Raw genomic sequence first — 14,314 nt, 5'->3', positions numbered from 1 at the left:
GTTTTGAGGTGGCAGATAGAACTGACGAAGTCAGTAACCATATACGGCAAGGCGACGTTGACGTGGTTTGAAGAGATTTTCGAAGAGTATAAGTCTCTACATAATAAAACGCATATTACCAAGGTTGTTAACTTGATAATATGCGTTTTTCTTTTTTATTCAATGTGGGTTGTTTGATTAGCAAAGGCGATAATAGCTTGCTTCAACTCATCTCCACTGAGAGTGCGGAACTCTCCAATCTTTTGATTGATGGATTCTAAAGGCATGACATTAACCTTACCAACGAAAATCTTATCCATAACTTGATTGTCAACGAGTTCGGTTGATACCAAGAGTTCTTCGTAGAGTTTTTCACCTGGGCGGATTCCAACTTCAACGATTGGAATTTCACTTTCAGTGTGGCCACTTAGAAGCACCATCTTCTTGGCCAAGTCATAAATCTTGACTGGTTTGCCCATATCAAGGATAAAGACTTCCCCATCTTTGGCATAAGCACCAGCATGGATAACCAGACGGCTAGCTTCTGGAATGGTCATAAAGTAACGGGTCATGCGGAAGTCTGTGACCGTTACAGGCCCACCTTCGGCAATTTGACGTTCAAAGACTGGAATGACACTACCACGGCTACCAAGTACATTCCCAAAACGAACTGCACAGTAGGTCGATTGGCTACGTTGGTTAAAGCCAGTGACAATCAACTCCGCCACGCGCTTGGTTGCTCCCATAACATTTGGTGGATTAACTGCCTTATCTGTCGAAATCATAACCATCTTAGACACTTTAGCTTCATCAACAGCCTTAGCAACGTTGTAAGTTCCACGGATATTGTTTTTGAAGGCTTCTTTTGGATTGCGCTCCATCATAGGAACATGCTTGTGGGCTGCCGCATGATAAACAATAGCAGGTTTGTACTGCTCAAAGACTTGCAAGAGACGGTCGTAGTCTTGAATGTCCGCAATCACAGGTACATAATCAATCCCTTGGAACTTACGAATCAATTCATGATAAACAAGGTAGATTGAGTTTTCCCCATGACCGAGCAAGATAATGCGTTCAGGATTGAAGCGACTAACTTGACGACAGATTTCAGAACCGATTGAACCTCCAGCTCCTGTGACTAAGATGGTCTTACCTGTCAGTTCTGCACCCAGACGCGATTCGTCAAGACGAATTTCCTGACGACCCAAAAGGTCTGTGATATCAATCTTCTGGAAGCCTCCACCTGCTGGGTGAAGTCCTTGAACAACCGTTTCAACCTTAGGCATCTTGTAACATTTGACACCCAGCTTATTACACATCTGCAAGATACGCTCATACTCTGACGAATCAAGCGACGGAATCACAACGATGACACGCTCGATTTGATGGCGTTTGGCTAATTCAGGCAGATTGTCATAAGAGCCCAAAACAGGGATACCACCAAGTTTTTGACCCTTTTTCTTAGCATCCTTATCCAAGATACCGACCAGTTCTAATTCACTGGTTGGATGTTGGTAACTATCCATAAAGAGGGCCCCACCATCACCGGCACCAATCAAGAAGGTCCGACGGTGTTCTCCATCACCACTACCTTTTTTGCGTCTGGAGTAGAGTAACTGCCAAGTAATCCGTGGCAATAAAATCAAGAAGGTACTCAACAAGATAAAGAGAATGATGAAACGGATGGAGAAGAGTGGCAAGAAGGCATAGCAGATTCCATAAGACAAAACACTGCTGGCAGTCACACCAAAAAAGATTTTCATGAAATCCGTAATCTTGCTGTAACGACTAATACTAGCATTCAACCCCCAAAAACCAATCATCAATTGATAGAACAGAAAGGCCAAACTCGTATAGATAATGTAGTCAACAGGTGCTGGATTAATCAGCCCATAAAATAAAATATAAGATACAATGATCGAAACCACCATACTGAAAATATCAAATATTCCCCAGAAAACCTGCTTTTGTTGTTTATTTAAAATTTCCACCAGATCAATCACATAATCTGTTAGTTTTTTATTCATGTCAATCTACTCCTCCTTAAAAGAGTTTTACTATATTGTTATTGTAGCACATTTTAATTTATTTGGCTTATTTTTCCAAATAAATTACTGTTCCCTTGTACTCTTTCTTCCATTTAAATCCTCTAATTAAACCTACAATCGTTCCAAGGCCATAAGCAAAGTGAATGGAAAATAAAAGAAAGGGCATCACAATTAGAAATCCATTTTTATGTTTTAATAAAGTCAGCAAAGTGAGTAGTGATAAAAGTAAAAAATAGGCGCCTAATAGTAAAGTTATGAATACGAATGTGATCGGTAACAATGCTAGACTAAACACAAGACTCAAAACAAATAAACAAGGAACATAGTGAAATAATGATAAACACTTAAACTGAACATGGCTTGTCAAGCCAATCCACAAACCATTTGAATACTTTTGATGCAGCATTTTCTTGAATGTTGGTCGAATATACTGATAAGATAGAATACTTGGGCTATAGCGGATTTTATAACCATGTTCTCGAATTCTATAATGAATATCATTATCTTCAGTTCGGCCAAGTTGCTCATTTACTAAACCAACCTTCTGGAAAACCTCTCGTTTATACATCCCATGAAAAATAGAAGAAATATATCTATCCTCAGAACTATTTCGATAATTGGCAATGCTACTGCCAAACATATTTTCCTCAACAAGATGCAAGGTCTCTCCCCATTTTCCTTTTCCTTCGACAATCGTCGGTCTAGGCCCCCCACAGACAAATTCACCTTGTTGAATAATAGCCACATTGTTCATTACAAAAGTCTCAGTAACTTTTGAATGAGCATCAATTTTTAAAATAAGGTCCCCTACAGAATGTTTAACTCCCAGGTTAAAACCACTAGCTTGATTTTTCTTAGGATTGTTATACAATCTAATTGAGTTAAACTCTGTATCTTCCTTTATCAATTGCTGAATGATAGCTGTGGTCCCATCTGTGGACATAGCATTTATAAATAGAATTTCAATATTCTCTTTAGGATAGGTTTGATTTTTTAAGTCTTCAATTAGACCAGACAGATATTTTTCTTCATTGTATGCACTGATTACAATGGATACGAGAAGACTTTCAACATTTTGAGTCACTACTACTCTCCTGAATTTTTCCTTCCACCATTCTATCATAATTTTCAAGACTTTCCCATTTTTATCTTGAAAGCCAGAAACCTTACTTGACATTATAGTGAAAAAGCCTTAAAATAAGCTGTTATTAAAATCAGCTAGAAGAGGTATTTTATGAAAAAGCAATCACTCTTTTTTGTTCCAGGTATTATCCTGATTGGTGTTTCTTTGCGGGCTCCTTTTACTGTTTTACCCATTATTTTGGGAGATATTTCGCAAGGGCTGGGGGTAGAAGTTAGTTCGCTTGGTGTCTTGACCAGCCTGCCTCTCCTTATGTTTACCCTCTTTTCACCATTTTCTACCCGACTGGCTCAGAAAATCGGCTTGGAGCATCTCTTCACCTACAGCCTCTTCTTCTTGACCATCGGCTCACTTATTCGACTAATCAATCTGCCCCTGCTCTATCTAGGAACCTTGATGGTTGGGGCAAGTGTCGCAGTCATCAATGTCCTGCTTCCTAGTCTTATCCAAGCCAATCAACCAAAGAAGATTGGTTTTCTGACCACCTTATATGTAACCTCTATGGGGATTGCGACGGCTCTGGCTTCCTATCTAGCCGTGCCTATTACACAAGCCAGTTCTTGGAAAGGACTTATCATCCTCCTCACCCTGCTCTGTCTAGCAACTTTTTTGGTCTGGCTCCCAAATCACCGCTATAATCATAGACTAGCTCCACAAACCAAACAAAAAAGTCAAATAAAGGTTATGCGTAATAAACAGGTCTGGGCAATTATTATCTTTGCAGGTTTTCAATCCTTGATTTTTTACACTGCTATGACTTGGTTACCTACCATGGCTATCCATGCAGGCCTATCCAGTCACCAAGCTGGCTTGCTGACTTCTATCTTCTCTCTGATTAGCATTCCTTTTTCAATGACCATCCCAAGCTTGACAACTAGTTTATCTACTCGCAACCGTCAGCTCATGCTCACTCTGGTTTCACTAGCTGGTGTGGTCGGCATTTCCATGCTCTTTTTCCCAATCAATAATTTCATTTACTGGCTTGCCATCCATCTCCTCATCGGAACCGCAACCAGCGCCCTCTTCCCTTATCTCATGGTCAACTTTTCACTCAAGACAAGCGCCCCTGAAAAGACAGCCCAATTGTCCGGCCTATCTCAAACAGGAGGCTATATCCTAGCAGCCTTTGGGCCAACCCTCTTTGGTTACAGTTTTGACCTGTTCCACTCTTGGGTACCAGCTGTAGCTGCCCTCTTACTCGTCGATATTCTGATGACTGTAGCCCTCTTTACAGTGGACAGAGCGGATAAGATCCTCTAAACGCCACATTTCAAGTGCGAGTTAACCAGTAAGAAGAGACCCTCTGGAAAACTTGTGTTGCGTGTTCTATGGATTGTTTCATAGGAAGTCTAATAAACCGCTAAGAAAACTTAGCGGTTATTTTTTACTGTTTTTATAAGTATTTGAAAAGCTTCTAAAAGTTGTTCCTGTGTTGTTTGTGGAAGTTGGACTAATTGATCCGCTAATAATTCTAGTTGCGGATTTTGAGAAGTAATACGGCTCTCAAATAGTTCAGATGGTGGGATATCAAGAGCTGTAATGATTTTTTCCAAAGTATCAATTTTAATATTTGACCCCTTGGTTTCAAGATTAGAAATATAATCAATACCGACACCAGCTTTTTCGCTGAGATTTTGTTGGCTTAATTTTCTTTCTTTTCGTATGAGTCGTATTCGTTGACCTATATACTTTTGTAAATGAATGGATGTCATAACTTACCTCGTTTCAATACCATAATACAAGGAAGCTAACTATAAAATAACCCGTTTATAGACTAAAAAACGCAAATATGTTGCCTGTATAATATAAAAATGATAAAATAGAAGTGTATAAGAAAATGATTAGCTCATAATCAATTATATTTTCTATCAGCCATCAAAGGAGAAAATGATGAAGAAACTGAAAAAACTCACAACTTCAACAGCTATTGCGCTTGCATCTGTTGGTGTGCCTGCATTTGCTCAAGAAGCAACTACTACAACAGCAGTTGATGCAACTGCTGTCAATGAACCAGCTCTTGTTTCAAAACCTGTAGCTGATGCAAAACCAGAAGTGAAGAAATCTTCTGATGTCAAACCTGCTCTTGATGCTCAAGCTTCTAATGTTAAGCAAGTTGAAGCTGAAAGTGAAACAGCAAAAGCTGAAGCTACTTCTGCTAACCAAGTTGTCACAACTACCGAAACTGCTTTGACAAGCGCTAAAGAGGACTTGAAATCAGCTGAAGCTGTTAAAGCCAATGCTACAGAAGAAAATATCACAGCTACAAAAGCTAAACAAGACGCCAATGTAAAAGCTCAAGAAGCCAATCAAACAGCAACTGAAGCGTCTACTGAAGCCATTAAAGCACAAACTGAAACTGTAGCAAGTGAAACAGCTAACGTTGCAAGCACAACAAGTAAGAAAGCTGAAGCTGATAAAACAGTAACCGCTAAAGAAGCTAATGTAAAATCAGCTGAAGACGCGCTAAATGGTTCAGGACTTGGTGAAGCTAAAGCCTCTCTTGCCCAAGCTGAAAAAGATATTGAACAAGCAAATGCAAATATCTCAAGCGCAACAACAGCTGTCGAAACTGCTAAGAAAGCAGATAGCAACCGCGCAGATGCTATCAAACAAGCTACAAACAATGTGAATGTCAAAAATGACGCCTTGAAACTAGCTAAAGAAATGATGGACGCCAACCAAAATAAAGTGGATTCTATCCAAGAAAAAGCAGATGCTACAGCCTCTAAAGAAAAAGAAGCTCAAACTGCCTTGGATGTGGAAAAAGCTCGCTCTGGTGAAGCAGTCATCAAAATGGAAGACACTGTTCACCATTTGACAGATGAAGAAAAAGCTTACTATGGTCTTGATACGAACGATATCACATTTAAAGATGCACTTAGCTATTATGCAAATAACAGTTGGAAAGAAGATGGTAAAGCTAATCGTCTAATGATGCTTACAGCTGCTAAAATGTATAAAGCTCTTACAGTTGATTTCAACAAAAACGATGCCAACCGTAAAGTAGATATTGACAATTTAACAGATGCTGAAATTGCTGAAGTTAGTGATTTCTATGCTAAATTAGTAAATGTCTTGCAAGAAAATATGGGATATCCTACAACATATAGAGCTTATGCTGCTCAAGATACACTTGAACATAACAAAAAAATGGCAAAAGCCTATGAAGCTCGTGGAACTGACCCTGCTGTAGCTGGTCATATTCGTGAAAACAATGGTGTTGAAAACTTAGCTTCAATTTATGCTAGTGACGATATTTCAACAATGCAAGATTTGAAAAACGCTGCATTGCGTGCTTTCAAAAATTATTCATTCCTTGATAAACATGCTAATTGGGGACATTTGAATAACAACCTAAACGGTGGTGGTGTTGCTATGACAGTCGCTAACATCAATGGTAAACGTTGGTTTGTCAACTCATTTGGTAGCGATGGTAAACACAAAATCAACCTCAACCAAGACCTTGCCCAACTTGAAGCTAAACTAGCTGAAGCACAAAAACAAAACAGCCAAGCTCAAACTGCTCTTGCAAATGCTAAAGCAGAATTAGCAGAAGCTTCACGCAAATATGCTTCTGCACTTGAAGCTAAAACAGACGCTGAAAAAGAATTGGCAAGCAAAACAGCTAGTCCACTTCAAACAGAAGTTGCTGAAAAGAACTTGCAATTGGCAAACCTTGCTTTGAAAAATGCACAAGAACGTAAAACAACTGCTGAAACAGCTGTTGAAAACTTCTCAAGAAGCCAAGCAGAAAAAGAAACTGCTCTTGAAACAGCTAAAGCTGAACTAGCTACAGCCAAAACTGCTCAAAAAGATGCTGAAACTGCTCTTACAAATGCGCAAGCAAAATTGCAAGCAGAAAAAAACAAGTTGACTGCTCTTCAAGCTAAACAAGCAAAACTCCATGAAGACAAAGACAAATTGGTGTCAGATGCTAAAGCAATTGCTACAGAATTGAGTGCTTATCTAAACGCAAATAAAAATCTTGCAGATGCGCAAGCAAAAGTAGCTGATTTAGAAACAAAATTAGCACAAGCAAAATCTACTGCAAAATTGGCACAAGATAAATTGGATGCAGTTACAGCTAAATTGCAAGCTGAACAAGCTAAACTAGCTGAAATCCAAGAAGAGTTTGATAAGTTGGTCAAGGCTGAAAGAAAGGACTACTACAATTTATCAGGTTGGTATCTGGAATATCTTGCAGGGAAACAAGCGGATAAGAAAACAGATACAGAACTCAAGAAAGTAGAAGATGAAAAACCTTCACAAGCTGGTAACTGGATTCAGTCAGCTGGTCGCTGGTGGTACAAACATGCTGACGGTTCATATACAACCAACGGTTGGGAACAAATCAAGGGTACTTGGTATTACTTTGACCACGCAGGTTGGATGCGAACTGGCTGGGTCAAGACTGGTGGCACATGGTATTACTTGAACAAGTCAGGCTCAATGGCTACAGGTTGGGTAAAAGACAACGGTACATGGTACTATTTGAACAAGTCAGGTTCACTGGCTACAGGCTGGGTTAAAGAAAATGGCTCATGGTATTATCTTGACCAGTCAGGTGCTATGAAAACAGGCTGGTTTACAGTTTCTGGTAAATGGTACTACGCCTATAGCTCTGGTGCCCTAGCAATCAATACAACGACCCCTGACGGCTACCGTGTCAATGACAATGGTGAGTGGGTATAGAATAAAATTATTAAAAAATAAATAAAAAAAGGAAAATAATCATTATGAAAAAAATCGTTTTAACGACTACAGCAGTTTTATCACTCCTAGCAACAGGAGCTACAATTTCAAGTGTCAATGCCTCAAGTGGTCCAGCACCTCAAACAAACACTCAGTCAGATAGTATTATTGCGACAGATGTGACTCTTGTAGAGAAAAGAGAAGCAAAAATTCAAAGAGCAGTTGATGATTTATCTAAACAAGCTATTAGTATAGAATTGGTTGATGAAAATTATAGTAGCAATTTTAAAAATCAATTCCCAAACTTTTTTGAAAAACGTCCAGAAGGACAAGTGTACGTTGATGGAAAACAAGTTACATTTAAGGCAACAAATTTTGGAATCTATAGTATGAACTTTGAGTCAAAAGGGGTTCGATACAAAGCGGCAGTAGATGTGAGAGAAAATGTCGGTAAAGGTCTTGCTTTCTACATTTACCTAACTAAACTAGAAGTCCTATCAACTAATCAAACTTCTGGGAACACAACTACTCCAGCATCTTCCCCTACAACTCCAACACCAACAAAAACAGACCGTTGGGTTCAAGCTGGTTCTCGCTGGTGGTTCAAGCACTCTGATGGTTCTTACACATCTAATGGCTGGGAAAAAATCAATGGTGTTTGGTATCGTTTTGATAACTCTGGTTGGATGCAAACAGGTTGGGTAAAAGACGGTAATTGGTACTATCTCGATGGTTCAGGGGCTATGAAGACTGGTTGGCTCAAAGATAATGGTAGCTGGTACTATCTTCAAGACTCAGGCGCTATGAAAACAGGCTGGATGAAAGTATCTGGTAAATGGTACTATGCTTATAGCTCTGGTGCACTCGCAATCAATACAACGACCCCTGATGGTTACAGTGTCAATTACAATGGTGAGTGGGTAGAATAGACCGATTTACTAAATAGACTAAGAAATAAAAAAATCTTCTTGCGTTTGTAGGAAGATTTTTTGGATTCACAAAACTAGCTTCTATCATTTTTATATATAAAAATTTTACACATTTCTCTTGACAGGGCTTTCTTTTAGATGTACAATGTATGTGTAGAAAAATTATATATAAAAATCTTACACATTAGAAAAGGAGGTTTCCCATGTACTTTCCAACATCCTCTGCCTTGATTGAATTTCTCATCTTGGCTGTACTGGAGCAGGGTGATTCTTATGGTTATGAGATTAGCCAAACCATTAAGCTGATCGCTAATATCAAAGAATCCACACTCTATCCCATTCTCAAAAAATTGGAAGGCAATAGCTTTCTGACAACCTATTCTAGAGAGTTCCAAGGTCGCATGCGCAAATACTACTCCTTGACAAACGGTGGTATAGAACAGCTCTTGACCCTAAAAGATGAATGGACACTCTATACAGACACCATCAATGGCATCATAGAAGGGAGTATCCGCCATGACAAGAACTGAATACCTGACTCAGCTAGAACTCTATCTCAAGAAACTACCTGAAGCTGACCGTATCGAAGCCATGGACTATTTCAGGGAACTCTTTAACGATGCTGGAGTCGAAGGAGAAGAAGAACTCATCGCTAGCTTGGGAACTCCCAAAGAAGCGGCCCACGAGGTTCTCTCCAATCTTCTCGATAAAAAAATCAATGAGGCACCCGCTCAAAAGAATAACCGACAAATTTTGCATATCGCCTTGTTAGCCCTCCTTGCAGCACCCATCGGTATTCCTCTGGGAATCGCCATCCTCGTGACCCTGTTCGCAATCCTTGTAGCCGCTTTGACTGTTATTCTGGCTTTCTTTGCAGTTTCCATACTGGGTATCATCGGCGGATTCCTATTTTTAGTTGAAAGTTTCACTGTCTTAGCCCAAGCCAAATCAGCCTTTATCTTGATTTTCGGTTCTGGTTTACTGGCTATCGGTGCTTCTTCACTAGTCTTACTAGGTATTTCCTATGTAGCCCGCTTCTTCGGTCTACTCATTGTTCGCCTGGTGCAATTTGTTCTCAAAAAAGGAAAGAGAGGTGACCAGCATGCGTAAATTGACAAAAGGATTTCTCATTTTTGGTGTGGTGACTACCGTTGTCGGCTTTATCCTGCTCTTTGTAGGGATCCAATCTGACGGGATTAAGAGCCTACTTTCCATGTCCAAAGAACCTGTCTATGATAGCCGTACGGAAGAGCTAACCTTTGGCAAGGAAGTCGAAAACTTAGAGATCACTCTCCACCAACACGCGCTGACCATCACAGACTCTTTCGATGATCAAATCCACATTTCTTACCATCCATCACTTTCTGCTCACCATGATCTTATCACCAATCAGAACGATAGAACTCTGAGTCTCACTGATAAGAAACTGTCTGAAAGTCCATTTATCTCTTCTGGAATTGATGGGATTCTCCATATTGTAAGTAGTTCATCTAATCGTTTTAATGATGTCATCATCGGACTACCGAAAGGGAGAACTCTAAAAGGGATCAACATCTCAGCCAATCGCGGACAAACCACCATCATAAATGCTAGCCTTGAAAATGCGACCCTCAATACAAACGGCTATATCCTCCGAATTGAAGGAAGTCGTATCAAAAACAGTAAACTCACAACGCCCAATATCGTTAATATCTTTGATACAGATCTTACAGATAGTCAGCTAGAGTCAACAGAACATCACTTCCACGCTGAAAATATCCAAGTCCATGGTAAGGTTGAACTGACTGCCAAAGATTATCTCCGAATCATCCTAGACCAGAAAGAAAGCCAACGAATTAACTGGGACATCTCAAGCAACTATGGTTCTATCTTCCAATTCACAAGAGAAGAGCCTGAATCAAGAGGTACGGAATTAAGCAACCCTTACAAAACTGAAAAAACCGATGTCAAGGATCAACTCATTGCGAGATCTGATGATGATATTGAGCTAATATCCACACCAAGCAGGCGTTGACAAAAACGCTTACATCTGCTACTATAGAAGCATATTTATCTAACTAAAAAGGAGGTTCTACCATGAAACAAGAATGGTTTGAAAGTAATGATTTTGTAAAAACAACAAGCAAGAACAAGCCTGATGAACAGCCCCAAGAGGTTGCAGACAAGGCTGAAGAAATGATAGCCGATCTCGATACACCAATTGAAAAAAATACTCAAGTAGAGGAGGAAGTCTCTCAAGCTGCAGTCGAACTGGAAAGCCAGCAAGAAGAGACAATTGAAACGCCTGAAGACAGTGAAGCGAGAACAGAAATAGAAGAAAAGAAGGCATCTAATTCTACTGAAGAAGAGCCAGACCTTCCTAAAGAAACAGAAAAAGTCACTATAGCTGAAGAAAGCCAAGAAGCTCTTCCTCAGCAAAAAACAACTACGAAAGAGCCCCTTCTTCTCAGTAAATCCTTAGAAAGTCCTTATATTCCCGACCAAGCTCCAAAATCTACGGATAGATGGAAAGAGCAAGTACTTGATTTTTGGTCTTGGCTAGTGGAGGCTCTCAAATCTCCTACAAGCAAGCTTGAAACAAGTAGCACACACAGCTACACAGCCTTTCTCTTGCTCATTCTGTTTTCTGCATCTTCCTTTTTCTTTAGTATCTATCACATCAAACAAGCCTACTATGGACATATAGCAAGCATTAACAGTCGCTTCCCTGAGCAGCTAGCTCCTTTAACTCTTTTTTCTATCGTCTCTATCCTAGTAGCGACAACGCTCTTCTTCTTTTCATTCCTCTTGGGTAGTTTCGTCGTGAGACGATTTATCTACCAAGAAAAGGACTGGACGCTGGAAAAGGTTCTCCAACAATATAGTCAACTCTTGGCAATTCCAATCTTCCTCACTGCTATTGCTAGTTTCTTTGCCTTCTTTGATAGCCTACGATTTTCAGCCCTTTTGTGTGTGATTAGCATTGGAATCATTCTGCTTGCTAGCCTCCATATCATTACAAGACCAAGTCAAGCAAGTGAAACCGACTCCTTCTATCAGTTATTCTTATCTGTCCTTGTGAACGGAGTCATTATCCTCCTCTTCTTTGTAGCTGAAGTCGCACTGATTGGAGATTATCTTCGTATCTTGGCCCTTCTTTAAACTTCATACTCTTCGAAAATCTCTTCAAACCACGTCAGCTTCGCCTTACCGTAGATATATGTTCCTGACTTTGTCAGTNNCTGCGGCTAGCTTCCTAGTCGGCTCTTTGATTTTCATTGAGTAGCAATCCTGTCTTCTATGGCAGGATTTTTTATATGTAAAAAAGCAAGTCGATTGACCTGCTTCTGCTTTACTCTTCTTGTGCTAATGTTTTAAAATCTTGTCCTAGAATGGGTTGCACTTCTAATTGATTGGCGTCTAGTTGGTGGTAAAATGCTGATGGTAGCGACTCTAGGAATTTTGCATAGTCCAAGCGAGCGATAGCCTCATAGTCTTCTGGTTTAGAGCCGTCTCCTGTGATTTGAACCAAGTCAATCTCCCACTGGACTTCCTTATCCACCAATTGCTCCATATAGGCTGCAGGAACAAATGGTTCTCTCGGTAAAACTGTCTTGACTCCTTGAGCTAGATGGTAAACGCCATGCACTTGTCCCTCTCCATCCTGATAGAAGGAAACTCTTGCAAAGTAGGCATCTGTCTCTTGAACCGCACGCACACGCGCTTCAAACTGTGCCAAACCATCTTCCCCTAAAAAGCTTTTCAAATCCTCATGACTAAAGAAAACAGGATTAAAAATTCCTTGGCAAATCGTAAAACGGGCTGCAGTGTCTGCAAGATGGGCTTGAATACTTGCTTGGAAATAAGCTTCAAAATCAAAACCATCTAGTCCTTCAATCTCAGTTCCTGTGTAAGCAAGCAAAGCATCTAAAAATGACTTGATGATCTCCCAGTCTATCTTCGTTAGTAGCTCAGGAAGATCGACACGGTAAGCCTTTCGACCATCAGCATAACTGACCTTAAAGAGAAATTGTGATTGCCCCACTATCGCACACTCGATATACTCGAGACGGTTAAGAGGCTGACGGAGATAGACAGCATCATAGCTATGTGACTCCAAACCATCTACCAATGCCAAGATGGACTTGGCAGTCAAAATTTCCTGTTCTCCTAAAATGCTCTGTTTATTTGGAATAAAAATTGTTTTCTCCATAACTGGACTCCTTTGAAATCGTTTACATACAGTATACCTTATTTTCCTGAAAGATACAGAAACAAACTTTAGATTTTTGAGTACAAAGCATAGAAAAACAGCCCCTGAGGACTGTTTGATCTTATACAGTAGCTGCTTGATCCAAGCTTTCACCGATAGCGGCTAGGCGCTCGATTACTTCAGCTTGTGTCAATTCATTTTTTGAAACATAGCGGTTACGTGGGTGAACACGGCACTCGTGTGAGCATCCACGAAGGTACTTGTCTTCATTTTCTTCTGATGTCAAGATACGACGGTTACAGAAGGGATTTCCACAGTTGACATAACGTTCACATGGCGTTCCATCAAACCAGTCTTTCCCTACGATAGTTGGGTTGACATGGTTGACATCAACGGCAATACGCTCGTCAAAGACGTACATTTTCCCATCCCAAAGCTCACCTTGAACTTCTGGGTCTTTACCGTAAGTTGCGATTCCTCCGTGCAATTGGCCGACATCTTTGTAGCCTTCACGGACCATCCAGCCTGAGAATTTCTCACAGCGAACCCCACCTGTACAGTAAACCACGACGCGCTTGTCCATGAATTTTTCCTTGTTATCACGGACCCATTGTGGCAACTCACGGAAGTTGCGGATGTCTGGACGGATAGCCCCACGGAAGTGTCCTAGGTCGTACTCATAATCGTTACGTGTGTCAAGGACAACGGTATCTTTATCAAGAAGGGCTTCTTTGAACTCTTTTGGAGACAAGTAAGCACCTGTTGTTTCAAGTGGGTTGATGTCATTGTCAAAGTCGTTGTCTTCCAAACCAAGGTGGACAATTTCTTTCTTGTAGCGAACAAACATCTTCTTGAAGGCTTGTTCATTTTCTTCGTCAATCTTGAACCAAAGGTCTTCCATGCCTGGGAGACTGTGAACGTAGTCCATGTATTTTTGAGTTGTTTCATAGTCACCTGAAACTGTTCCGTTAATTCCCTCGTCAGCGACTAGGATACGGCCTTTAAGGCCGATTGATTTACAGAAAGCCAAGTGATCTGCAGCAAATTGCTCTGCATTTTCAATTGAAGTATAAAGGTAGTAAAGTAAGACACGAATATCTTTTGCCATAAGATTTGTTCTCTTTTCTATTCTTAAATTTTCTAAATTTTTTATTTATCCATACTAGTATACCTGCTTGAGAAAACGAATGCAATTTATTTGACTGGAAATTGTAGAGGGTTATCGAAATTTCCTGAATGGTTATACTCTTCGAAAATCTCTTCAAACTACGTCAGCTTCACCTTGCCGTAGGTATATGATACTGACTCTGTCAGTTCTATCCACAACCTCAAA

The 14,314-nt window shown here is 40.2% G+C and carries 10 protein-coding genes and 3 pseudogenes; 8 read left to right on the top strand and 5 right to left on the bottom strand.

Annotated features, from left to right (window positions below):
• Positions 1–155 precede the first annotated feature (155 nt).
• Entirely contained in the window at positions 156–2,006 is a 1,851-nt protein-coding gene (locus tag HT701_RS01935) for a nucleoside-diphosphate sugar epimerase/dehydratase (RefSeq protein ID WP_050261215.1), read from the bottom strand.
• Positions 2,007–2,059: 53 nt separating this feature from the next.
• A pseudogene (locus HT701_RS01930) lies at positions 2,060–3,204 on the bottom strand (glycosyltransferase family 2 protein).
• A gap of 57 nt (positions 3,205–3,261) precedes the next feature.
• Here HT701_RS01930 and HT701_RS01925 point away from each other — a divergent pair.
• On the top strand, positions 3,262–4,428 hold the full coding sequence (locus HT701_RS01925; protein ID WP_119920068.1) for an MFS transporter: 1,167 nt from the start codon (positions 3,262–3,264) through the stop codon (positions 4,426–4,428).
• Positions 4,429–4,538: 110 nt separating this feature from the next.
• On the opposite strand, the gene HT701_RS01920 is transcribed toward HT701_RS01925, so the two are convergent.
• Complete coding sequence (locus HT701_RS01920; protein WP_050261213.1) at positions 4,539–4,880, bottom strand: helix-turn-helix transcriptional regulator; 342 nt, start codon at positions 4,878–4,880, stop codon at positions 4,539–4,541.
• 175 nt (positions 4,881–5,055) lie between these two features.
• On the opposite strand from HT701_RS01920, the pseudogene HT701_RS11810 reads away from it, so the two are divergent.
• The 7 genes and pseudogenes from HT701_RS11810 to HT701_RS01890 form a co-directional block, all read left to right on the top strand.
• Positions 5,056–6,927: pseudogene (locus HT701_RS11810) on the top strand (SEC10/PgrA surface exclusion domain-containing protein); the annotation flags it as partial.
• A 534-nt stretch (positions 6,928–7,461) separates the two neighbouring features.
• A pseudogene (locus HT701_RS11340) lies at positions 7,462–7,860 on the top strand (N-acetylmuramoyl-L-alanine amidase family protein); the annotation flags it as partial.
• 44 nt (positions 7,861–7,904) lie between these two features.
• Complete coding sequence (locus tag HT701_RS01910) at positions 7,905–8,789, top strand: N-acetylmuramoyl-L-alanine amidase family protein (RefSeq protein ID WP_119920066.1); 885 nt, start codon at positions 7,905–7,907, stop codon at positions 8,787–8,789.
• 203 nt (positions 8,790–8,992) lie between these two features.
• Positions 8,993–9,319, top strand: coding sequence for a PadR family transcriptional regulator (locus HT701_RS01905; protein WP_000273864.1), 327 nt, complete (start codon positions 8,993–8,995; stop codon positions 9,317–9,319).
• On the top strand, positions 9,306–9,899 hold the full coding sequence (locus HT701_RS01900) for a DUF1700 domain-containing protein (protein ID WP_172931159.1): 594 nt from the start codon (positions 9,306–9,308) through the stop codon (positions 9,897–9,899). The genes HT701_RS01905 and HT701_RS01900 overlap by 14 nt, the downstream gene beginning before the upstream one ends.
• On the top strand, positions 9,892–10,803 hold the full coding sequence (locus HT701_RS01895; RefSeq protein WP_050261209.1) for a DUF4097 domain-containing protein: 912 nt from the start codon (positions 9,892–9,894) through the stop codon (positions 10,801–10,803). The genes HT701_RS01900 and HT701_RS01895 overlap by 8 nt, the downstream gene beginning before the upstream one ends.
• 62 nt (positions 10,804–10,865) lie before the next feature.
• Positions 10,866–11,930, top strand: coding sequence for a DUF6574 domain-containing protein (locus HT701_RS01890; RefSeq protein WP_138705639.1), 1,065 nt, complete (start codon positions 10,866–10,868; stop codon positions 11,928–11,930).
• Positions 11,931–12,120: 190 nt separating this feature from the next.
• On the opposite strand, the gene HT701_RS01885 is transcribed toward HT701_RS01890, so the two are convergent.
• On the bottom strand, positions 12,121–12,981 hold the full coding sequence (locus HT701_RS01885) for a DUF4299 family protein (RefSeq protein WP_138705638.1): 861 nt from the start codon (positions 12,979–12,981) through the stop codon (positions 12,121–12,123).
• Between the two features lie 121 nt (positions 12,982–13,102).
• Positions 13,103–14,089 (bottom strand): rhodanese-related sulfurtransferase, encoded by a 987-nt coding sequence (locus tag HT701_RS01880; RefSeq protein ID WP_050975915.1) that lies wholly within the window; start codon positions 14,087–14,089, stop codon positions 13,103–13,105.
• Positions 14,090–14,314: the final 225 nt, after the last annotated feature.

Origin of the sequence: Streptococcus sp. 10824 (assembly GCF_013276595.1) — a bacterium.
Lineage (GTDB): Bacteria > Bacillota > Bacilli > Lactobacillales > Streptococcaceae > Streptococcus > Streptococcus pseudopneumoniae.
The sequence above is the reverse complement of the archived record's forward strand: the minus strand, read 5'-3'. Positions and strand labels throughout refer to the sequence as shown.

Excerpts from the sequence above, each read along its gene's own strand:
- HT701_RS01935 (WP_050261215.1), bottom strand. The coding sequence starts at position 2,006 with ATGAATAAAAAACTAACAGATTATGTGATTGATCTGGTGGAAATTTTA.
- HT701_RS01925 (WP_119920068.1), top strand. The coding sequence starts at position 3,262 with ATGAAAAAGCAATCACTCTTTTTTGTTCCAGGTATTATCCTGATTGGT.
- HT701_RS01920 (WP_050261213.1), bottom strand. The coding sequence starts at position 4,880 with ATGACATCCATTCATTTACAAAAGTATATAGGTCAACGAATACGACTC.
- HT701_RS01910 (WP_119920066.1), top strand. The coding sequence starts at position 7,905 with ATGAAAAAAATCGTTTTAACGACTACAGCAGTTTTATCACTCCTAGCA.
- HT701_RS01905 (WP_000273864.1), top strand. The coding sequence starts at position 8,993 with ATGTACTTTCCAACATCCTCTGCCTTGATTGAATTTCTCATCTTGGCT.
- HT701_RS01900 (WP_172931159.1), top strand. The coding sequence starts at position 9,306 with ATGACAAGAACTGAATACCTGACTCAGCTAGAACTCTATCTCAAGAAA.
- HT701_RS01895 (WP_050261209.1), top strand. The coding sequence starts at position 9,892 with ATGCGTAAATTGACAAAAGGATTTCTCATTTTTGGTGTGGTGACTACC.
- HT701_RS01890 (WP_138705639.1), top strand. The coding sequence starts at position 10,866 with ATGAAACAAGAATGGTTTGAAAGTAATGATTTTGTAAAAACAACAAGC.
- HT701_RS01885 (WP_138705638.1), bottom strand. The coding sequence starts at position 12,981 with ATGGAGAAAACAATTTTTATTCCAAATAAACAGAGCATTTTAGGAGAA.
- HT701_RS01880 (WP_050975915.1), bottom strand. The coding sequence starts at position 14,089 with ATGGCAAAAGATATTCGTGTCTTACTTTACTACCTTTATACTTCAATT.